The sequence below is a fragment of the Photobacterium sp. GSS17 genome (assembly GCF_028621875.1).
Taxonomy (GTDB): Bacteria; Pseudomonadota; Gammaproteobacteria; order Enterobacterales; family Vibrionaceae; genus Photobacterium; species Photobacterium ganghwense.
Genome location: NZ_CP117517.1, coordinates 3,384,377 through 3,405,489, shown reverse-complemented (window position 1 = coordinate 3,405,489; position 21,113 = coordinate 3,384,377). Strand labels below are relative to the sequence as shown.

The 21,113-nt window shown below is 54.2% G+C and carries 23 protein-coding genes; 13 read left to right on the top strand and 10 right to left on the bottom strand.

Translation table 11 applies throughout. The annotated features are described in order from the left end of the window. Positions 1-4 precede the first annotated feature (4 nt). Entirely contained in the window at positions 5-868 is an 864-nt protein-coding gene (locus tag PGW97_RS15580; RefSeq protein ID WP_047887234.1) for a YicC/YloC family endoribonuclease, read from the bottom strand. A gap of 270 nt (positions 869-1,138) precedes the next feature. On the opposite strand from PGW97_RS15580, the gene rph reads away from it, so the two are divergent. Both rph and pyrE read left to right on the top strand, forming a co-directional pair. After that, positions 1,139-1,855: a ribonuclease PH gene (rph, locus tag PGW97_RS15575; RefSeq protein WP_047887233.1), complete on the top strand. Its 717-nt coding sequence runs from the start codon at positions 1,139-1,141 to the stop codon at positions 1,853-1,855. 108 nt (positions 1,856-1,963) lie between these two features. Continuing rightward, on the top strand, positions 1,964-2,605 hold the full coding sequence (pyrE, locus tag PGW97_RS15570; protein ID WP_047887232.1) for an orotate phosphoribosyltransferase: 642 nt from the start codon (positions 1,964-1,966) through the stop codon (positions 2,603-2,605). 93 nt (positions 2,606-2,698) lie between these two features. Here pyrE and slmA read toward each other — a convergent pair whose 3' ends face one another. After that, positions 2,699-3,289, bottom strand: a complete 591-nt coding sequence (gene slmA / locus PGW97_RS15565; RefSeq protein ID WP_047887231.1) for a nucleoid occlusion factor SlmA — start codon at positions 3,287-3,289, stop codon at positions 2,699-2,701. A gap of 212 nt (positions 3,290-3,501) precedes the next feature. Further along, positions 3,502-4,719 (bottom strand): bifunctional phosphopantothenoylcysteine decarboxylase/phosphopantothenate--cysteine ligase CoaBC, encoded by a 1,218-nt coding sequence (gene coaBC, locus PGW97_RS15560; protein ID WP_273857913.1) that lies wholly within the window; start codon positions 4,717-4,719, stop codon positions 3,502-3,504. Between the two features lie 217 nt (positions 4,720-4,936). On the opposite strand from coaBC, the gene PGW97_RS15555 reads away from it, so the two are divergent. The 7 genes from PGW97_RS15555 to PGW97_RS15525 all read left to right on the top strand — a co-directional run bounded on the left by PGW97_RS15555 (position 4,937) and on the right by PGW97_RS15525 (position 10,680). Continuing rightward, complete coding sequence (locus PGW97_RS15555) at positions 4,937-6,610, top strand: methyl-accepting chemotaxis protein (protein ID WP_273857911.1); 1,674 nt, start codon at positions 4,937-4,939, stop codon at positions 6,608-6,610. 144 nt (positions 6,611-6,754) lie between these two features. Beyond that, complete coding sequence (gene radC, locus PGW97_RS15550; RefSeq protein WP_273857910.1) at positions 6,755-7,429, top strand: RadC family protein; 675 nt, start codon at positions 6,755-6,757, stop codon at positions 7,427-7,429. A gap of 171 nt (positions 7,430-7,600) precedes the next feature. Next, complete coding sequence (gene rpmB, locus PGW97_RS15545; protein WP_047875542.1) at positions 7,601-7,837, top strand: 50S ribosomal protein L28; 237 nt, start codon at positions 7,601-7,603, stop codon at positions 7,835-7,837. 13 nt (positions 7,838-7,850) lie between these two features. Beyond that, the gene (gene rpmG / locus PGW97_RS15540) at positions 7,851-8,018 is read left to right on the top strand and encodes a 50S ribosomal protein L33 (RefSeq protein WP_002535344.1); all 168 of its coding nucleotides are present in this window, start codon (positions 7,851-7,853) and stop codon (positions 8,016-8,018) included. Between the two features lie 146 nt (positions 8,019-8,164). Then, the gene (locus PGW97_RS15535) at positions 8,165-8,665 is read left to right on the top strand and encodes a hypothetical protein (RefSeq protein WP_047887227.1); all 501 of its coding nucleotides are present in this window, start codon (positions 8,165-8,167) and stop codon (positions 8,663-8,665) included. A gap of 40 nt (positions 8,666-8,705) precedes the next feature. After that, complete coding sequence (mutM, locus tag PGW97_RS15530; RefSeq protein WP_273857708.1) at positions 8,706-9,515, top strand: bifunctional DNA-formamidopyrimidine glycosylase/DNA-(apurinic or apyrimidinic site) lyase; 810 nt, start codon at positions 8,706-8,708, stop codon at positions 9,513-9,515. Between the two features lie 157 nt (positions 9,516-9,672). Continuing rightward, positions 9,673-10,680: an NAD-dependent epimerase gene (locus PGW97_RS15525; protein ID WP_273857707.1), complete on the top strand. Its 1,008-nt coding sequence runs from the start codon at positions 9,673-9,675 to the stop codon at positions 10,678-10,680. 141 nt (positions 10,681-10,821) lie between these two features. Here PGW97_RS15525 and coaD read toward each other — a convergent pair whose 3' ends face one another. Then, positions 10,822-11,313: a pantetheine-phosphate adenylyltransferase gene (gene coaD / locus PGW97_RS15520; protein WP_273857706.1), complete on the bottom strand. Its 492-nt coding sequence runs from the start codon at positions 11,311-11,313 to the stop codon at positions 10,822-10,824. 26 nt (positions 11,314-11,339) lie between these two features. Beyond that, on the bottom strand, positions 11,340-12,377 hold the full coding sequence (locus PGW97_RS15515) for a glycosyltransferase family 9 protein (protein ID WP_217392829.1): 1,038 nt from the start codon (positions 12,375-12,377) through the stop codon (positions 11,340-11,342). A gap of 92 nt (positions 12,378-12,469) precedes the next feature. Here PGW97_RS15515 and PGW97_RS15510 point away from each other — a divergent pair, with 92 nt between their 5' ends. Beyond that, positions 12,470-13,174: a 3-deoxy-D-manno-octulosonic acid kinase gene (locus tag PGW97_RS15510; protein ID WP_273857703.1), complete on the top strand. Its 705-nt coding sequence runs from the start codon at positions 12,470-12,472 to the stop codon at positions 13,172-13,174. Here the strand turns inward: PGW97_RS15510 and waaA are convergent. Next, on the bottom strand, positions 13,171-14,445 hold the full coding sequence (gene waaA / locus PGW97_RS15505; protein ID WP_273857701.1) for a lipid IV(A) 3-deoxy-D-manno-octulosonic acid transferase: 1,275 nt from the start codon (positions 14,443-14,445) through the stop codon (positions 13,171-13,173). The two genes, PGW97_RS15510 and waaA, sit on opposite strands and share 4 nt — an antisense overlap. 151 nt (positions 14,446-14,596) lie before the next feature. Here waaA and PGW97_RS15500 point away from each other — a divergent pair, with 151 nt between their 5' ends. From PGW97_RS15500 to PGW97_RS15490, 3 genes are all read left to right on the top strand, one after another. Next, the gene (locus tag PGW97_RS15500; protein ID WP_254463150.1) at positions 14,597-15,652 is read left to right on the top strand and encodes a CDP-glycerol glycerophosphotransferase family protein; all 1,056 of its coding nucleotides are present in this window, start codon (positions 14,597-14,599) and stop codon (positions 15,650-15,652) included. Positions 15,653-15,729: 77 nt separating this feature from the next. Next, positions 15,730-16,500, top strand: coding sequence for a glycosyltransferase family 2 protein (locus PGW97_RS15495; protein ID WP_047887219.1), 771 nt, complete (start codon positions 15,730-15,732; stop codon positions 16,498-16,500). Continuing rightward, complete coding sequence (locus tag PGW97_RS15490) at positions 16,497-17,417, top strand: capsular polysaccharide synthesis protein (protein WP_273857699.1); 921 nt, start codon at positions 16,497-16,499, stop codon at positions 17,415-17,417. Before PGW97_RS15495 ends, PGW97_RS15490 begins: the two co-directional genes overlap by 4 nt. Positions 17,418-17,474: 57 nt before the next feature. On the opposite strand, the gene PGW97_RS15485 is transcribed toward PGW97_RS15490, so the two are convergent. From PGW97_RS15485 to PGW97_RS15470, 4 genes are read right to left on the bottom strand one after another with little or no spacing between them, the layout of a single operon-like run. After that, complete coding sequence (locus PGW97_RS15485; protein WP_273857697.1) at positions 17,475-18,428, bottom strand: WavE lipopolysaccharide synthesis family protein; 954 nt, start codon at positions 18,426-18,428, stop codon at positions 17,475-17,477. Next, the gene (locus PGW97_RS15480) at positions 18,425-19,153 is read right to left on the bottom strand and encodes a glycosyltransferase family 2 protein (protein WP_273857695.1); all 729 of its coding nucleotides are present in this window, start codon (positions 19,151-19,153) and stop codon (positions 18,425-18,427) included. The genes PGW97_RS15485 and PGW97_RS15480 overlap by 4 nt, the downstream gene beginning before the upstream one ends. Continuing rightward, on the bottom strand, positions 19,150-20,742 hold the full coding sequence (locus PGW97_RS15475; RefSeq protein WP_047887214.1) for a phosphotransferase: 1,593 nt from the start codon (positions 20,740-20,742) through the stop codon (positions 19,150-19,152). Before PGW97_RS15475 ends, PGW97_RS15480 begins: the two co-directional genes overlap by 4 nt. Further along, positions 20,733-21,113 (bottom strand): HAD hydrolase family protein, encoded by a 381-nt coding sequence (locus PGW97_RS15470; protein ID WP_273857693.1) that lies wholly within the window; start codon positions 21,111-21,113, stop codon positions 20,733-20,735. The genes PGW97_RS15475 and PGW97_RS15470 overlap by 10 nt, the downstream gene beginning before the upstream one ends.

Below are 21,113 nucleotides of genomic sequence, written 5' to 3'. Positions count from 1 at the left end.
GGGCTTATTCGATGTTTTGGATCTGCTCACGCATCTGCTCGATCAGTACCTTCAGCTCGACGGCCGCGGCAGTGATTTCGGTATTGATGGATTTCGACGCCAGGGTGTTCGACTCGCGGTTGAACTCCTGCATCATGAAATCCAGACGACGGCCACAGGCTCCGCCTTTTTTCATGATTTTCTGCGTTTCTTTGACGTGCGAGTCCAGGCGGTCCAGCTCTTCGGCGACATCGCTCTTTTGGGCCAGCATGATCAGCTCTTGTTCGACGCGGTTGGCATCCAGCTCGACTTTGGCTTCTTCCAGGCGGTTCAGAATGCGTTCGCGCTGCCAGGTCAACACTTCCGGCATCATGCTGCGTACCATGGCGGCTTCGGTGGAGATGGCCTCCAGACGCTGCTCGATCAGAGCCTGCATATTTGCCCCTTCGCTGGCACGGGCGGCAATGAAGTCGTCAATAGCGGCATCAAAACCGCTCAGCAGGTCCTGATTGATGATATCCAGATCCTGCTCCGGCGCTTCCATGACACCAGGCCAGTTCAGGACCTGGAACGGACCGATATTGCCTTCGCCGGCAGCATTCTTCACCCATTTGGCCGCCTTGATAACCTGATGCGCCAGGTCTTCGTTGATGGTCAGCTCAGTGTTGGTGGCCGGGTTAACATCAAAACGCAGGCTGCACTCAACCTTACCGCGGGCCAGACGCTTGCGAAAACGCTCGCGCAGTACCGGCTCCAGGCTGCGGAACTGCTCTGGCAGACGCAGGTATGTTTCGAGGTAACGTTGGTTAACCGAACGGATTTCCCATACGGCTGTACCCCAGTCGGCTTTGATTTCGCGACGGGCGTAGGCGGTCATGCTGTGAATCATTGGCTGATGGCCTCTAATGTAGAAAGAAGAAAACTGCTTCAGGACGGACAATCCGGAGGCTGTCGGTCCGGTGAATATGGTACGGCGCAGTGTTCGTGGTGCTTTGATTATACTGACCCCTGCGCATAAAAGAAATCTGACGGCCCGGTTCGTCCTCGGGCGATGCGGTCTCAGGGGGCAGATTGCGATGCTGTGCGGGGTTTCGCGTGCACTGGCAGCCAGATGTGGCTATAATCGCCGGTTAATATCAGCCAGCCAGAGGGAACCCCGATGCGTCCAAGCGGAAGAAATGCCAACCAGGTGCGTCCTATTACTATTACCCGTAACTTCACTGCCCATGCCGAAGGCTCAGTATTGGTGGAGTTTGGGAACACCAAAGTCATTTGTACCGCCAGTGTTGAAGAAAGCGTTCCGCGTTGGCTGAAAGGCAAAGGCCAGGGCTGGGTTACCGCCGAATACGGCATGCTGCCGCGCGCGACCCATTCCCGCAACCGCCGTGAAGCGGCCAGCGGCAAGCAGGGTGGCCGTACCATGGAAATTCAGCGTTTAATTGCCCGCAGCCTGCGTGCCGCCGTGGATCTGGAAAAGCTGGGCGAACAAATGGTGACAGTGGACTGTGATGTGATTCAGGCTGACGGTGGTACCCGCACGGCGTCGATCACCGGTGCCATGGTTGCGCTGGTGGATGCCATCAATTACATGCTGGCAAAAGGCCTGATCAAAGAAAACCCACTGAAAGGCATGGTGGCGGCGGTATCGGTAGGGATCTACAACGGTGAGCCGGTGTGCGATCTGGAGTACCTGGAAGACGTCGCAGCGGAAACGGACATGAACGTGGTCATGACGGAAGACGGCAAGATGATCGAAGTGCAGGGCACGGCGGAAGGCGAAGCGTTCAGTCATGAAGAATTACTGGCAATGCTGGCTCTGGCGAAAGAGGGCATTGCCGACATTATCAACGTGCAGAAGCAGGCGTTGAGCAGTTAATGATTTTGAGCGGTTCCTATTGGAGCCGCTTTTTTTTGGGCTACGTATCGCCCTGAGTCCGTGCGGACGCGCACGGGCGTGAGTAAATAGCTATGACAAGGAGAAACCATGAAAGCATATCAGCGTCAGTTCATTGAATTTGCCCTGGAGAAAGGTGTTCTGAAATTCGGTGAGTTCACACTGAAATCTGGCCGTAAGAGCCCGTACTTCTTTAATGCGGGACTGTTTAATACCGGGCGTGATCTGGCTCGTCTAGGCCGTTTTTATGCTGAAGCTTTGGTGGATGCCGGTATTGAGTACGATGTGCTGTTTGGTCCGGCTTACAAAGGTATCCCAATTGCCACGACGACGGCGGTTGCGCTGGCGGATCAGCATGACATCGACACCCCATACTGCTTTAACCGTAAAGAAGCCAAAGACCACGGCGAAGGCGGTAACCTGGTGGGCAGTGCGCTGGAAGGCCGTATCATGCTGGTGGACGATGTGATTACCGCCGGGACGGCGATTCGTGAATCGATGGAAATCATCAAAGCGAATGGTGCGGATCTGGCCGGCGTGCTGGTTGCGATTGACCGTCAGGAAAAAGGGAAGAGCGAGCTGTCGGCAATTCAGGAAGTCGAGCGTGACTTTGGCTGCGCGGTCATCTCGATTGTGTCACTGGGTGATGTGGTGAGCTTCCTGGAAGAGCAGCCGGGTATGGAACAGCATCTGGAAGCGGTGAAAGCGTACCGTGCTGAATACGGCGTGTAAGCGTTACCGCCTGAGCGAATGCCGCAAAAAAGCGAGGGTATCCCTCGCTTTTTTTATTGGGTTGTCCGGTAACTGCCGGTTCGACAGTGGCCGTTAGCCCAGCTGGGCGCTCAGCAGGCGCCAGTAGTCGTCGAAATTAGAGGTCGGCTTGTGCTTAAAACTGGAACGAACAAAACGATTTAGACTGCCTTCCACCTGGCCCAACAGCTGTGCGGCCAGAATATTCTCATCGACCGGAAACCCTTTTCCCTCACGCAGTTTACGCTCACGCAGGATTTGACGCAGCTGCGTTTCAATCCGCTCAAACAGCTGGTTGATGCGGGACTGGAGACGGTCTTGTTCGAACATCAGGGCGTGGCCGGTCATGATGCGGGTCAGGCCAGGGTTGCGCTCGGCAAACCCCAGGATCAGCTGTAGCACCATGCGCAGGCGGTTCAGGGTATCTTTTTCGTCATCAAGGATGCGGTTAATGCGGGTGGTGATCGAATCTTCAATAAACTCAATCAGACCCTCGAACATGCGCGCTTTACTCGGGAAGTGGCGGTAGAGTGCCGCTTCCGAAACACCCACCTGGGCGGCCAGCTTGGCGGTCGTAATACGTTGACTACCTTGAGCAGACTCCAGCATTTGCGCCAGGGCCTGCAAAATCTCTTCGCGGCGGTTGTTTTTCTTGTTGCCAGCCATGAATAACCGTTCCTTTTCAAAATGAGACTGTCACCGGACAGCGTGAAACCCGCCTATCTTAGCTGTGGAGTGGGATTGTGAAAAGCGTTGCGGGTAGATACTGTTTTCTATATCGACAAAAAAAGCCCAACCTTAAGGAATGGGCTTTATATTTGATCTTATTCGCTTAATTCGTCTGCATTTTCAGCACCATGACGGCGGGCTGGAAACGGTCAGGCCGACTCGTGGGTGCGGTACAGTGCCACAATTTCGGCCATCAGCTGCTGGCCTAATTCGGCTTTGCTGCACAGTGGCAGGGCTTTATCACCGTTCGGCCAGTACAGGTGCAGGGCGTTTTGATCGCTGTTGAAGCCTTGGTCCTGCTGAGAAACATCATTGGCGCAGATCAGATCCAGGTTTTTACGCTGAAGTTTATCCTGGGCATACTGGGCCACATCCTGCGTTTCGGCGGCAAAGCCGACAGTAAACGGACGCTGTGTGGTCAGGGCCGCCACGCTGGCGATGATGTCCGGGTTTTTCACCAGCCGCAGCACCATCTCGTCTTCACCATCCTGTTTTTTCATTTTTTGCCCGGCAGCCTCTACCGGGCGGAAATCTGCCACCGCGGCACACCCGATGAAAATCTGGCTGCCCGGTGCATGGGTCAGTGCAGCTGCGTGCATCTGCTCGGCGCTGCTGACATCAATGCGCTCAACCCCAGCCGGGGTGGCCAGGTTGGTCGGGCCGCTGATCAGGGTCACTCTGGCACCGCGCTTGGCAGCTGCTGCTGCAATGGCATAGCCCATTTTGCCGGAGCTGTGGTTGGTCAGGTAACGCACCGGGTCAATGGCTTCGCGGGTCGGACCGGCGGTGATGGTCAGGTGAAGATCCTGCCAGTCAGCCGGTTGGAAAAAGGTTTCAGTCAGTCCGACCAGCTGCATAGGCTCCAGCATGCGGCCGGGGCCGACATCGCCACAGGCTTGCTCACCGCTGGCCGGGCCCCAAATCTGGCAGCCGCGGCGTTGCAGGGTGGCAATGTTTTCCTGCGTGGCGACGTGACGGTACATTTGCTGGTTCATGGCCGGGGCAACGGCAATCGGGGCATCGGTCGCCAGACAGAGGGTGGTCAGCAGGTCATTACCCATGCCTGCCGCCATACGGGCGATTAGATCGGCTGTTGCCGGTGCCAGCAGCACCAGGTCAGCCCATTTGGCCAGCTCGATATGACCCATGGACGCCTCGGCGGCCGGATCCAGCAGGCTGTCAGAGATCGGCTTGCCGGACACCGCCTGCATGGTCAGGGGAGTAATAAACTCCTTGGCTGCCGGGGTCATGACAACGCGCACCTCTGCGCCGCGCTCGATCAGCCGACGGGTCAGTTCGGCACATTTGTACGCCGCAATCCCGCCGCTGATTCCAAGAAGAATGTGTTTTCCTGCCAGTGTTTGCATGGTGTTGCCTGTCTCTCTGAACCTGTAAATCCGGCCCACAAGATAGCACCAAAGCCGGTGAGATTCACGGCTTGGGATCAAGCGCTGCGCATGAGATCAGGAAAATGTGGTAGCTCTCGCGGTCTGTTAATGTCAAAAGTGTTGATGACTTCATGGAATATTGTCATGAAATCCTTAGGGTTAAAGCATACCGCGTTTAAAACAGGATATTGATCAGATGGAGTTACGCTGTCGTAGCAAGCTGTTGCTGCTGGTTTTATTGCCGCTCGTGATTGTGGCGGCCTTGATTAACGGGATTTACCTTTCGGAGCAAAAGTCTGACTTGGCGTCGCAAATTGACACCTACCGCAGCCAGATTACCGCAATGAAAAAGCAGGAGCTGCAAACGGCGCTGCAACTGGCGCGGACGGCCATTGCCGATCTGTATGAAGCCGATATCAACGGGAACAATATTCCGGCCGCGAAAGCCCGGCTGGTGGCGATGCGCTTTGGCGAAGATGGTTACTTCTTTGCTTATAACAGCCAGGGCGTCAATACCCTGCATGCGGCCCAGCCGACGCTGGAAGGTAAAAACCTGATTGATGTGGTGGACCAAAACGGCGTGCGGGTGATTGCCGGTCTGATTGATGCCGCCAAACGCGGGGATGGTTTTCTGAATTTCAGCTGGCATAAGCCGTCGATAAATGCCACCGCGCCCAAGCTGGGGTATGCCGAGTATCTGGCAAAATGGGACTGGGTGCTGGCAACTGGGGTGTATGTCGATGACATTGAGGCCGAAGTCTCGGCATTTCAGGCGAGTGTTGCTGCCAGGTTCGAGCATCAGGTGTGGCTGTCAGTCAGCGTGACTCTGACCGTGGTAGTGCTAGTCGCGGCACTGGTGGCCTGGCTGACAGGGCGGGCGCTGCAGCCACTTAGCCACATGCTGGTTGCCTTGCAGGGTATTGCGGCCGGAGGTGGCGATCTGACTGCTCGGTTGCAGGTGGAAAGCCGGGATGAGATTGGCGAACTGGCTGCCGCGTTTAACCAGTTTATGGCCAAGCTGCAACAGCTGATCGGTGAAGTTCAGCAGGTTGCAAGGCATGTCAGCGATGCTTCCGGTAGTCTGCAGCAGCAGACCGAGCAGGCCGGATTACAGATGGATGAGCACCATCGCCAGACCGAGCTGGTCGTGACGGCGGTGACGGAACTGAGCGTGTCAGCGCGGGAAGTGGCGAACAACACGGTGAACACGGCGACCGCGACACAGGAAGCGACCGCCCAGACGGAGGCGGCCCAGCAGGAAGTAGATGCCGTGGTTAACCGTATCGATCAGCTGGCGGCGCATGTCGATAGTGCCTCTCAAGCCATGGTGCTGCTCAATACCCAGACCACGCGCATCAGCTCGGTGCTCACTGTGATTGGTGACATTGCCGCTCAGACCAATCTGCTGGCGCTGAATGCGGCCATTGAAGCTGCCCGCGCCGGAGAGCAAGGACGGGGGTTTGCGGTGGTAGCAGATGAGGTCCGCTCGCTGGCCGGACGGACTCAGCAAAGCACGGAAGAAATTAATCAGATGCTGACAGAACTGCAGTCGGTCACCCGGGAAGCGGTGCAGGCGATGACGGTCAGTCAGCAGCAGAGTCAGGAAACTCTGGCGGAGTCGCAGCGTATTACGGCCAGTCTGGTGACCGTGACCGATGCGGTGAACAGCATTAATGCCATGGGGGTGCAAACCGCCACAGCGGCGGAAGAGCAAAGTGCGGTGTCGGAGGAAATTAACACGAACATGGTCGCCATTCAGCACATCCTGGATCAGATTGTCGGCGCGCTGGGGCATACCCGAACCACAACCACCGAGCTGGCCGCCGCCGGAGAGCAGATGCGTAGTCTGGTCGGGCAGTTCAAGGTGTAATGAGCATCGGTTTGTTTCGCACTGCCGTGAAAGTGTCGTGAAGTTGCCGGTAAAGAGTGCGAACATTTTCCCATAAGTCGGTCGGCGCTCTTGCGGCTAGGTCCGTCAGGCTCTCTTCTGGGCAGAAAACCAGGAGAGAGCCTGATGTCACTAAAACTGTTACCGTCTGATTCCCGGCCGCGGGAAAAATTACTGGCCCGGGGCGCACAGGCATTATCTGATGCCGAATTGCTGGCTATTTTTCTGCGAACTGGTATTGCGGGCATGAATGCCATTGAACTGGCCACCGACTTGCTTGAGAAATTTGGCTCACTGCGGGCCTTACTGGCTGCCGATCAGCTCACCTTTTGTCAGTACAAAGGCCTAGGCCCGGCAAAATTTGCCCAGTTGCAGGCCGTGCTGGAAATGAGCCAGCGTCATTTTGAAGAAACCCTGAAGCGTGGCGATGCCCTAACCAGTCCGGATCATACTCGGCGATATTTAAGTCATTTATTGCGCGATCGGCATCGGGAAGCCTTTTTTGTCCTGTTTCTGGATAACCAGCATCGGGTTCTGAGCGGAGAAGTATTATTTGAGGGCACAATTGACGCTGCAAGCGTTTATCCGCGTGAAGTTGTAAAAAGATCACTAGAACTTAATGCAGCCGCGCTCATTTTAGCGCATAATCACCCATCGGGCGTAGCTGAGCCGAGTCAGGCAGATCGTCGAATTACCCGCCGCATATGTGATGCATTGGCGTTGGTAGATATTCGGGTTCTGGATCACTTTGTTATTGGAGACGGAGAAATTACGTCTTTCGCCGAAAGAGGTTGGCTATAAAATAGGCCAAAATCGATCAAAATGATGCGAAAGGATCTGCTCGGGACTTGAGCAACTGGTTTTGACTTAGTATAATGCGCGACCTTTGATAGCTATGGTTAGCGGAAATGAAGATTTCCGTTTGGTTAACCATGGTTGATATCGAGCTGAAACGATTTGGAGAAGACAGTAATGTCCCGTGTATGCCAAGTAACTGGTAAGCGTCCTGTAACGGGTAACAACCGTTCACACGCACGTAATGCCACCAAGCGTCGTTTTCTGCCGAACCTGCAAACTCATCGTTTCTGGGTAGAAAGCGAAAAACGCTTCGTTAAACTACGCCTTTCTGCGAAAGGCATGCGTATCATCGATAAGAAAGGCATCGACGCCGTTCTTTCTGATATGCGTGCTCGCGGCGAGAACGTTTAAGAGGATTTGAACAATGGCTAAAGGCATTCGTGAGAAGATCCGTCTAGTATCATCTGCTGGCACTGGTCACTTCTACACTACCGACAAAAACAAACGTAACATGCCAGGCAAATTTGAGATCAAGAAATTTGATCCAGTAGTTCGCCAGCACGTTATGTACAAAGAAGCGAAAATCAAGTAATTGATTTTTTGCCTCTTGGTAAAAAGCCCAGTTTATTGACTGGGTTTTTTTATGTCTGCAATTTGGCGCCCTGCCACCTTTCCTGCTTCTCTCATACACTGATACTCATGGTATGATTTCGCATCTGCATGTGAAGGAGTCGTGTTATGAGGCTGTCCCGCCGAGGCTGGAACAATGTCATCATCATCGGAGTGGTTTGTTTTATCGCGGTGATCCGTCTGCCGGAATTGCTGCAGCAGCGTTTTGCAACGAACGAACCAGAACCGATGGTTGCCAGCGGGCTGACGCGCTTACTGCCCGAGGACACCCCAATGACCCGTTTGAGCCTGCCGCAGGTTGCCCTGAGACAGAGCGAACTGGGTTGGCTGGCGGAACCGCCGGTATCTTTGCCAGCCGCGACATTGGCTGCCCACTGGCAGCGCCTGGAAGGGACCCCGGTTAACCGGGACATGATGGCTCAGTTGCAGCCTACGCTGCAGGCCCCGAGAACCGCGGAGATCTGGCTAGCCAGCCACGAAGAGCCGGTACGGGTGACGATTTACCAGTTACCGCAATTCTGGCTGCTCCAGAACTGGCAGGGGGAGTGGCTGGCCGTCTCGGTTGATGAGGCCTATTTATTTCCGCGTCACATGAATCCGTCTGAATAATCGGACCTGCGGACAACGCGGGGTCTGAACGAGAGAAAAAATGCCTGAATTACCGGAGGTTGAAGTCAGCCGGATGGGGATTGCCCCCCATGTGACCGGCCAGCGGGTAACTGATATCGTGATCCGCAATCCCCAATTGCGTTGGCCTGTCCCGGAGGCGATCCGCCAAATCGTTGGGCAGGAGATCCGGCGGGTCAGCCGCCGGGCGAAATACCTGATGCTGGAAACCGATGCCGGTTATGCCATTGTCCATTTGGGTATGTCGGGCAGCCTGCGAGTTTTGCCGGCAGGGATTTCGCCGGAGAAGCATGATCATGTGGATCTTTGTCTGGCCAGTGGAGAAGTACTGCGCTACAACGATCCCCGCCGATTTGGTGCCTGGTTGTGGCAGGACAAAGGCGGCGAGCACCCGGTGCTGGCCAAGTTGGGACCTGAGCCATTAAGCGAGGCGTTTTGTGCACAATATTTGCAGGAAAAAGCCCGAGGCAAGCGGACCGCAATCAAGCAGTTCATCATGGATAACCATGTGGTGGTGGGCGTAGGGAATATTTACGCCAATGAATCCCTGTTCAGTGCCGGTATCCATCCGAAACGGGAAGCCGGAAAAGTTTCGGCCAAACGGTTGGCGGTGCTGGTGGCGGAAATCAAGGCCGTGCTGGCGTTTGCCATTGAGCAGGGTGGCACAACGCTGAAAGATTTCAAGAATGCGGATGGCAAACCGGGCTATTTTGCTCAGGAACTGCAGGTGTACGGCAAAGCCGGTCAACCTTGCCCGCGCTGTGACAAGTTGCTCAGTGAAGTGAAGATTGGTCAGCGGACCACAGTATACTGCAGCGATTGTCAGAAATAAGCGCACCGTAAAGACAGGAACATCGCTTCCGGTCTGCGTGACATGGGATCCCGGTTGCATGCCTAGTGATAGGTTCGTCAGTGTGAGAGTGCTATGATCCTGTTATCCAATACGTTTTATGTGTGTCGGGAGACGCACGCTGAGAAGGGTGAAACGGATGAAAAAATATCTGGTTACCGGTGCGGCCGGTTTTATCGGCAGCGCCGTTGTTGAACGTCTGTGCGCGATGGGCCATCAGGTCGTCGGGATTGATAACCTCAATGACTACTACGAGGTGTCGCTCAAGCAGGATCGTCTGACCCGAATTCAGCATCCTGGCTTCACCTTTGTGGAGCTGGATCTGGCGAACCGTGACGGTATGGCCGCGCTGTTTGCAGAGCAAAAATTCGATCGGGTGATTCATTTGGCAGCACAGGCCGGGGTACGTTACTCGATTGATAATCCGATGGCCTATGCTGACAGCAACCTGGTTGGCCACCTGACGGTTCTGGAAGGCTGTCGTCATCACAAGATAGAACACTTGGTGTATGCCTCTTCCAGCTCGGTTTATGGCCTGAATCAGAAAATGCCGTTTAATACCGCTGACAGTGTCGACCACCCGATTTCCCTGTATGCGGCGACGAAAAAGTCCAACGAGCTGATGGCGCACACCTATTCCCACCTTTACGGTGTGCCGACGACTGGCCTGCGTTTCTTTACCGTGTACGGCCCGTGGGGGCGTCCGGATATGGCGCTGTTTAAATTCACCAAGGCGATTGTCGAGGGGAAAGCCATTGATGTGTATAACAATGGCGATATGCGTCGCGATTTCACCTACATCGATGACATCGTGGAAGGCATTATCCGGATTCAGGATGTGATTCCGCAATCCTCACCGGACTGGACGGTCGAAACCGGTTCTCCGGCAACCAGCTCGGCACCTTACCGTGTGTATAACATTGGTCATGGCAGTCCGGTGAAGCTGATGGATTTCATTGATGCGCTGGAGTCGGCACTGGATATGGACGCGAAGAAAAACTTCATGCCAATGCAGCCGGGCGATGTGTACGCCACCTATGCTGATACGGCGGATCTGTTTGACGTCACTGGTTATAAACCCCAGGTCTCGGTGCAGGAAGGTGTGCAGGCCTTTGTGACTTGGTACCGTGAGTATTATCAGTGTTAAAACGGTAGTGTTAATGCAGTCGTGTTAATACGACTGCATGAATGTTGCGGCCTGAAAAGCGGTAAGTCGTGAAGGACGCAAAGTAATGCGAATAAAAAAGGAGGCGTGGCCTCCTTTTTTGATATTGCTGGGACTGGTTTTTTATTTTCCCAGTGCCTTGAACTTCTTCTCCAGCGCGTCGGCAATCACCGGGTCGACAAACTGGCTGACGTCGCCTTTGTGCAGCGCCACTTCTTTGACAATGGTGGAGGAGATGAAAGAATTTTCTTCTGACGGGGTCAGGAACACAGTTTCCAGTTCCGGCATCAGACGGCGGTTCATGTTCGCCAACTGGAATTCAAACTCAAAGTCAGACACAGCACGCAGGCCGCGAACCAGCACATTGGCCTGATATTCCTTGGCAAAATCAACCAGCAGGCCGGAGAAGCCGACGATGTCGACGTTGGTGAGGTGCGAAGTAATGGCTTTGGCCAGTGCCACGCGCTCCTCCAGTTCAAACAGTGGTTTTTTACTCGGGCTGTAGGCGATGCCGACGATCACATGATCAAACATCGCGGCGGCTCGCTCGATCAAATCCAGGTGACCATTGGTAATAGGGTCAAAGGTGCCAGGGTAGATAACTCGGGTTGTCATAATGAGTACCAGTCGCTGATGTTGAATTAAGAAATGAGAGTGTCGAGGGTCGCTGTCACCTGCGCCAGACTGATGTCTTTCATCAGCTGATCGCCTTTGACCCGGGTTCCCCACGGCAGGGCAGATACCGGTTTGCCGTGCTGCGCTTCGGCATGCTGGTCGTACACGCTGCAGACTGTTTTCAGACTGTTGTACGGGCCGGTGCGCTGGGGGTTACTGTGGGCGTACAATCCAATCACCGGGGTGCCCTGCGTGGTTGCCAGGTGAGCCGGACCGGTATCGGGTGCGACCACGACGGCGGCCTGTCCAAGCAGAGCCGTCAGTTGTTTCAGGCTGGTCTGGCCGATCAGGTTTTTGACCGGATGCTGGCAAAGCTGTTCGATGGCCTGACCCAGGGTGACTTCGCGCGGTGCCGGTGAACCGCACAGAATCACCTGCATCCCTTTTTCATTCGCATAATCGGCCAGCTGGGCATAACGTTCGGTCAGCCAGTTGCGCTCGTCTTTACTGGCGGCCGGCGAGATGATCAGTGTCGGATGCTGGTTAATCTGCTGCCGGGCAAATGCTGTGTCCTCATCGGACAGTGGGATATTCCAGTGAGGCTGGTCAAACGGCACCCCCAGATAGCGGGCAAAGTCGGCGAAATTGTCCAACACATGGAAGCTGTTGGTGTCAGGCAAATGGCGGTTGGTAAACAGCCACTGGCCTTCTTTGGTGCGGTTTTTGCCAAATCCGACCCGGTAGCGGGCTTTGATCCCCAGTGACAGGGCACTTGCGCGCAGTGCCACCTGCATATGCAGCAGGGCATCAAATTGCTGACCTTTCAGGGCGGCCCAGACAGCTTTCATTCCGGCCCATCCGGCTTTTTTGTCAAACACCACCACCTCAATGCCCGGTAAATCGCCAATCAACTGAGCTTCGATTTTTCCGGTGACCCAGGTGATTTTGGTACTCGGCCAGTGAGCCTGAATCGCTTGTACGACAGCAATGGCATGGCAGACATCACCGATGGCAGACAAACGAAGAATACATAAGGATTGTGGCGGAGTTGAAAATAACGCCATGACAGTTACCTGTTAGTGATTCAGAGAGGAAATTATGCAGTTCACGTAAGTGATTGTAAAATACTCTGTCGCCTCATGCCTGGAGAGAAAGTGTGCAATTGATTACGAAAGACAATCAGCGGATCTGGTTTGACCCGGATTTGTTACGGGAAGAGCCCCTTCGTTGCTTCGACCCGGCCTTCTGGCAACAGGCCGGACGGGTCACCGGCTCGGCACAGGGCCGGGGCACGACCTGGTTTGTCGAGGGCCAAGCACTGCCGATGGCCTTGCGCCACTATCGCCGGGGCGGCCTGTTCGGCAAGCTGGTGAAAGATGCCTACTGGTTTACAGGCTGGGACAATACCCGCGGCGCCGCAGAGTTTCGCCTGCTGGATAAACTGGCGCAGGGTGGCGTGAGGGTTCCGCGACCTGTGGCGGCGCGGGCAGTACGTAGCGGACTGACCTATCAGGCCGATTTGCTGGTGGAAAAAGTGGCTAACGCGCAGGATTTGGTCGCGATTCTCGCCGAGCAGGCTTTGCCGGAGTCGTGTTGGCGCGCGATTGGCGCCATGGTGCGTCAGATGCATGACCTGCAGGTGTGCCATACCGATCTCAACAGTCACAATATCCTGCTGGATGACCAGCAGCAGGTCTGGCTGATTGATTTTGATAAGTGCTATGAACAGCAGGGCGAGCAATGGAAAGAAGGGAATCTGTCCCGCTTGCACCGCTCGTTTGTCAAAGAGCAGGGCAAGCGGGGGATCCGGTTTGATACCTCGTGCTGGCAGTGGCTGCTGGCCGGATACCGGAACGACTAATCTTTCAGCAGAGTGGCCAGTACTGTCAGGGTTTTGTTAACCGCGCCCTGATTCTGCCTGACGACATTCAGGGCGGCCTGGCCCATGCATTGGCGCTGTTCTGGGGCCGCGAGCAATACGGACAGACGCTCGCCCAAGTCCCGGGCGTCCTGGCAAACCTCGAGAGCTCCGGCGTCCCGTAATTGCTGGGTGATGTCGGCAAAGTTATAAAAACTCGGCCCGGTTAGGGTCGGTTTGCCCATTGCGGCGGGCTCCAGCATATTGTGGCCGCCGACGCGATCGCCGATCAGGCTCCCGCCCATGAAGGTGATATCGGCAGCCCCCAGAAACAACAGCATTTCTCCCATGGTGTCTGCCAGATAAACCTGAGTTTCCGGCGTAACCGCCTGGTCGCCGGTCCGGCGAACACAGCGTAATGACTGTGCCAGACAAAGCTGCTCAACCTGATCGAAGCGCTCGGGGTGGCGGGGCACCAGAATCAGCAGACTGTCGGGATGCTGGTGGCGAACCGCGGCAAAGGCTTCCAGCACCTGTTCATCCTCTCCCTTGTGGGTGCTGGCTGCGATCCATACCGGGCGAGCTGAACCCAGCATCGTCCGCAGCTGCTGTGCCTGCTTGCGAATGCTCTCATCAATATGAATATCAAACTTCACTGAGCCGGTAACTGTCAGTCGGTTGGCTGCAATGCCCAATTGGGCGAAGCGGTCGGCATCATCTTGATGCAGGCACAGGATATGGTCAAGATGACGTGCAATCAGTTTAAAGACCGGCTGGAAGCGATGATAACGGGTGGCGGAGCGGGCGGACAGGCGCGCGTTCATCACGATCACCGGAATCCCGGCGCGGTGCACTGTCGCCAGGGTATTGGGCCACAGTTCGGTTTCCATGATCAGCATCGCGGAGGGGCGAACTGCGCGCAAAAACCCGCGGACGCACCAAGCAAAATCGATAGGCATATAGCGGTGTTCCACTAGATCCCCGAGTTTTTCGACTTGCTGGGCCCCGGTGCTGGTGGTGGTGGTAACGACAATGGGGGTGTCGGGGTAAGCCGCTTTAAGGGCTTTAATGACGGGGATCGCGGCAATGGACTCGCCCACACTGACGGCATGAACCCAGATCGGACGCTGACCCCGGACAGGCGGCGTGAAGCCAAAATGCTCTTTCCAGCGGGAACCAAAAGTCGGTTTACCGGGTTTCTTTTTATAAAGCCCGAACAACAGCACGGGAGAGGCTAGGCAGAGCAGCAGGGTATAAAGGGCGCGTATCAACATAATCAAAGGCCAGTGAACGATTTAGGGCTATTATAACGGCTTCTTTCGTCACGAACAGGCGGGGAAAACTCACTATCCACAGCATGATTCGGTTAGAATAACAGTCTTGTTTCATGTACAGACCGGCGACGGGAACCGAGCAGAGAGTCAGATGAAAAAACGTTACTTGATGTATATCGCCCAGAACTATTCGTATGCCATCTTACGGCCGCTGCAACACGCCATATTGGCACAGGGCGGGGAAGTGCGCTGGTTCCTGGAAGGCAATGAAGTCAATCCGGCTTTCCTCGCTCCTGACGAGCAGGTGCTGGCGACCATCGGCGATGTCAAAGCCTGGCAGCCGGATGCGGTGTTCGTCCCGGGCAATGTGGTGCCGAGTTTCGTTCCGGGGATTAAAGTGGGTGTCTTTCATGGTTTCAATGCCGGAAAACTCAACCGCCGCGGTCGCGAGGATCATTTTGAGATACGTGGTTGTTTTGACCTGTACTGCACGCAGGGGCCGGATACCACCGAACGATTTGAACAGTTGGCCGCTGAGCACGGTTTTTTCCGAGTGGCGCAAACCGGCTGGCCGGCACTGGATCCGCTGTTTACCCCAGAGCCTAATAACCCTTACCTGACACCGGCTGACCCGCGGCCGACGGTGCTGATGTGCTCGACGTTTTCCCGTAATCTGACATGTGCGCCGATACTGTTTGAGAAGATCAAACAGTTGTCGCAGACCGGTAAATGGCGCTGGCTGATTCAGTTCCACCCGAAAATGGATCAGGATATTGTCGATAAGTACAAAAGCCTGGCGGGCGAACACCTGCAGTTTGTCGAAACCGACAATGTGATTCCGTTGTTGCAGGCGGCAGACGTGATGTTGTGCGACACCTCATCGGTTCTGCTGATGTTCCTGTTGCAGCGTAAACCGGTTGTGACGTTCTGCAATCAGTCACCGGGGGAGTACCTGCTGGATGTCACTGAAGTGGATGCTGTCGAAGCGGCGCTTACCGAGGCTCTGCAACGCCCGGAAGCCCTGATGGCTGAGATTGAGCGCTATTGCCAACTGATTCACCCGTATTCTGACGGCGCATCCAGTGAGCGTGTACTGCAGGCCACCAACGCGATGATTGCAGACGGCCGGGCCGGGCTGAAATCCAAGCCGTTGAATTTGCTGCGTCAATTCAAAATGCGAAAGAAACTCGGATACTGGAAGTGGTAAGCTCGGGGAATGTAGCCTGCAAGTAGCTGCCCGATACAGAACTTATTCAAAACATCGTTAACAGAAAGGCCCAATTTATGAGAAGGCATTCATTGTCAGTAATTGTGATCACGAAAAACGAAGCGGATCGCATCGAGCCGTGCCTGCAATCGGTCGTAGACATCGCCGATGAAATCATTGTGCTGGACAGTGGTTCAACCGATAACACAGTCGAAATTTGTCAGCGTTATACCGACAACGTGACGATCACTGATTGGCCGGGGTTTGGTAAGCAGAAACAGCGGGCGCTGGATAAAGCAACTGGCGACTGGGTTCTGTCTATTGATGCCGACGAAGCGCTGGATGAAACGATGAAATCGGCACTGATCGCGATGCTGGAGCAAGAGCAGATTGAGCACACGGCGTACCGTCTGCCTTGGGGTGTCACGTTGTACGGCAAAACCCTCAAATATGGCCGCAGCGCCCGTTCGGTTCTGCGTCTGTTTAAACGTGAAGGCGCAAGGTTTACCCTGGATGAGGTTCATGAAACTGTGGTGCCTGCACCGGGCTCGACCGGTGTCATGAAAGGCTTGTTGCTGCATTACACCCACCGCGATTACGGTCACGGTCTGGATAAAGCCGCTAAATATGCCTGGCTGGGGTCGCAGAAATACCATCGTAAAGGGAAAAAATCCCATGGCCTGGTACTTGCCCTGCTACGAGGGATGTGGACGTTTTTCCATATTTATATTCTGCGTCGTGGTTTCCTGGACGGCAGTGTGGGATTCATCGTCGCCATGACGTATGCCCAGGTGAACTTCAATAAATATGTTGGGCTGTGGCTGCTTGAGCAAGAAAAGAACGCATGAAAGAGCTGATACGAAAACTGCGAAAGTACTTGCAGCCGACTCCTGTCATCTCTGAGCAGGATTATCAAAAGGGTCTTGAAGCGCTGTCTCATATTCAGCATCTGGAAATTCCAGCGGGTGATTTTACGAAGACCGTCTGGATGTACTGGGATTCAGGGCTCGACAACGCCCCAGAGGTTGTGCAGATTTCTTATAAAAGCTGGGTAACACAAAACCCTGATTATCAAGTTATTCTCCTGAATGAAGCGAACATCTCTGACATACTTGGCTTCAACTTTAATGATGTCTTCAATTGTTTCACGGTGGATCTTAAAGCTGCGGGCAAAAGTGATTTCCTGAGAATATTTTTATTGTATAAGTTTGGTGGTATATGGGCTGATGCTACCTCATTTTGTTTAAAGCCGCTGGATCAGTGGCTTGATATGGAAAACACTCCGTTTTTCTCCTTTCGCGAAAAGTATTCTGATGATCGTCAATTGGTCTCGTGGTTTTTAGCGGCGCGGCAGGGAGCGGTCATTCCGAAGCGGCTGCTTGAGGTGGCTATTGAGTATTTATACCAGCCGCACAGAAAACAGAAGCTCGAGATAAGAGGGCTAAATACAACCAGGAAACTTGCGGCTCGCCGGAATCTGATCAGCAAAGCCGGTAGCGGATATCCTTTGCTGGAACATATGGAACGAAAAGGGTTTGCGCCTTATTTCTGGTTGTTTTATTTATTCAATGAAGTCGTTAGCTGTGACGACCAGGCAGAGACTTGGCAACAAATTCAACTGCTATCGAATAACTACGCTGAGCTTGATGATGACTTCTCACAGTACAGGAATGCATTCATTGCCAAGCAAACCTATCGGGACAAGTATGTGCAGGGAGAGCGTTACCAGGAAAGGATAACCTTCTTGAAGCAGGAAATATTATAGGATCTTGCTGTTTCGGTATCTCCAGTATGAAGAAAAACCGCCATTTCGGCGGTTTTTTTAGTGGGACAATTTATAAATCAGCTTGCTCAGCGGCAGCTTGAACAGCCGGCGCAACTCCAGTAACAACTGCTGTGCGGTATAGGTCAGCGGCTGGCGGGCATCACAATATTTGCGGTACAGGCGCAGCCAGTCTATATGACTGTATTCATTGGCCCGCTTCAGCTTCCTGATGGAAATTTTCCGCAGACCAATGCCGCTGTTCTCCGGATCGGCAATAATGATGTTGCTGGCCAGGAATGATTCCCAGAATGTGATGTCTTGCTGACGGCTGGTAAACCGGCTGGCCATCAGAGGTGTGCGTTCGGGTAACAAGGCCTTGAGCCAGATTTGGCAGTACACTTGCTCAGCTTCCAGTGCCGGCTCTTCGGCTGACCGGCGGGTAGCCTGCGCCATCAGTTCAGCCGCGAAGGGTTGCTGGGTAAATGGCGGTTGGTCCCAGATTTTCCGCACATCGTCAGTGCGGCCATAATAGAAAAAGTCACTCGGGCTCATGATCACCCGTTGGCCGTGTGAGGTCCGTCGAAACAGGTTCGCGTTGATGACCACTTTTTCGGCAAACACGTGGTGTTCGGCCTGACTGCAAGGGAAGGCTTGCTGCAGTGCCACAAATTCGTTGCCGGTGAGGAAGTTGTCACTGCGCAGCTTCACAGCATAAGGGGTTGTCACGCGTGCTAGGCCTGCTTTGGTCGAGACGATCTGGCGATAGTAATTCACCGGGCAGAAGCCGTCACTGTTTTGCCCCGGATCTTCACTGATCACCAGCAAGTCATAATCCAGACCCGACAAGTCCTGATCCGGCCAGGTCGACAGGATGACCGTCGCTCCCGGTAAATGGGTACGGATACTGTCCAGGCAGCGTTTGGTGATGCCTTCTTCGTGATGGGTCCGGCCTTTATAGTTTTGGACCGGTCCCTGAACCACAACGCTGATGTGTTGGAAATCCTGGCTCAACCTTGTCCCTCCAGAAATTGGTAGTACTCGTCCGGTACGCCACAGAAAATGACGTCATCGGTTGCAATCAAGTGGTAATGGATAGCGTGACCGTCCTGAATCAAGGTGTTATAGAGCGGGGCGATATAGAGCTCACCTTTGGCCCATTCAGCTTGAGGGCGGGCAAGATAGCGTTCATAGGCATACGTAAACAGCACCGTTGAGGCAAAGTAATATAAACCGGTGCTGCACAGATCGGAGATCGGCTCTTTTTCGGTGGTGCGCACCACGCGGGTGGAGTCGGCTGATGCTGGTTGAGCAAATGACCAGTTATCACCACTGCCCTGAAACACTTCAAGGTAACCGTCCCACTGGGTCAACTCGGCTGGGAAAGTGAAGCCGGGACGGAAGGTGTCGATATTAAAGACGGTTATCGGGCCCTGATATTCGGGCAGCGATTGCAGCCCGAGGTACACCGTTTCCGCCTGACCGCGGGTGGCTTCCTCCAGCACAAAAATGTGGGCTTCTTTGATACCCAGGCGTTTTACTTCCTGCTCGACGAATGCCCGGGTTCCGTACACATCGCGAATGATGAACAGAAATGACTCGGTGTCGAAGTAGTGTGAGAAGCTGTTAATGGCGTGAGCAAACAGTGTATCTCCGTGGGCTTTGAGCATGTATTTTGGCTCGGTAAACCCAGCTTGGAAAAAACGGGAACTGAGGCCGGCCATGGGAATGACGATCATACTTCGGCGTCCTGAATCAGTTGGTAAAGGCGAAATGCATTGGCCATCAGCGCTTGCTGGCGGCGTAAATCGTCGGCATGCAGTGGCAGCATAGACAGAAACAGCTGGATCTGCATGGCGTACAGGGCTTTATCGGATAGCTGATACTTCTCTTTCATCAAGGTAATAAACAGCTGCTGAATGCTTTTAATGTGTTTAGGAATATCCAACCGGAAGGTGATCGCACGTTGTACCACGCTAACCTCATAGTAGCCGGCGATAATCCAGTCATACAGGCCGAGTACCGAGTGGCTCAGCTTGGCCAGATCGTAACGCACATCCCCGTACACGGTGAAGTCGCCATGTACATCCATGCCCCGTGGGTCGATGGTTTTTATTTTATCGCTGCGAAAGTCATACAAGATATTGCTAAAGCAGTAGTCGCCGTGCATGACGCTTGGTGGCAATGATGCCGTTGGCAAATATTGCTCGCTGGCCGCCAGTAAATCGGCAAAGGAGGCGCTCAGGTTGTCGTTAAACGTCCACGGTGTTGCCATCTCGCAACCAACGGATTGGCAGTATTCAGTCAGCCGCTGACGTGTTTTTTCGCCGAACAATACCTCCAGAGACTGGATCGGCTGATGGTTGTCAGTGGCCGGGGTGTGTTGTTGGCAGGCGTCGATAAAGTCCAGGCAACTGCTGAGAATTTGCTTCCACACCAGCTCCGGCAGGGTGGAGAACACAAACAGCTCGTTCAGTGCGGTATGGTGCAGGTATTCCAGCTGGTAAGATACTGTCCCGTTTTGTGTCTGAGTACCGAGAAATTGAGGCAGATAGGTGCGAAGAATCGGCGGTACCTGTTCAAACCAATGAGCTTCTGCGGCTATTTTCTGGTTTTTTGTGCTGGACTTACGAATCCATTTGGGCGTGATTTCCAGATGATTAAAGGCCCGCTGGGTCGTGAACTTGGCTTTGGAGGTGTAGTAAGTGTTCAGGTGACCAAAGTCGAGCCAGTTGGAAACGTGAACGCTGTTGAGGCCACATTCCTCGTGGTAATAGTTCAGGCTCTGGATGAAATCCCAGTGCGCCATCGTCAGTGCTTTGAGCAACCGCTGGGGCTGGCTGAATTTGAAATACCCGCAAACCACGTTGTTCTGATCCAGCAGATGGCGATGCTGTGGGGTGTCGAGCCAGTGGGAGTTATCATTGGTGACGATGGCCCAATCGTAGCTGTTTTCGACCTGGGAAATCGTAATGATATCTTCGCCGCCAGGCAGCTCGGAAAACAGGGTGTCTCCGAACAGGATACTGAGGCTACTTTTATGGTCATAATCAGCCAGTGTCAGGGCAGAGACCAGCGAGGCGCCCAGTGACAGGCCATCCGGGATGCGCAGCAGGGCGACACCGTGCTTGCTCAGCCAGGCTTCATCGTAAGTTTCGAGCTGATAGCTTTCCGGCAAGCTGAGGTAAATTTTCTTACCTTCCGGCGCACTGGCGACCTGATGCTGAAACAGACGGCGGTTACCCAGCGGCAGAAACGCCGGTGGAATGGTGCCGAACTCCGACTCTAGCTCCTGACTGACATAAGCAGCGGACATGATCAGAAACATGCTTTTTCCTTGTCGAGCAGGGCATTGATCTCCTCTACTGACAGAGAGGCAAATTCTGATGGGCGTACTGCACGGTCATCAATGTAGAAGCCGTCATGACCGCACCAGGGCTTGCCCACCAGAATCTCATCATAAGGTACCTGATGTTTGTCCAGCCAGGCTGTAATGATCGGTAGGGTGTGAATGTTAATCAGTTCTACATTCCCTTCGTAAGTGCGCATGTTGCGCGCCGTACTGATGGTGATCGTGTAGCCTTGCGCCTTGTAATTTTTCAGTTGCTCAATCACTGCCAGATTCGGCGCGACGTTCTCGTAATCATTGGTATCGGCCAGCGTTATCGTGCCGTCTAGATCAACAACCAGTTTTTTCAT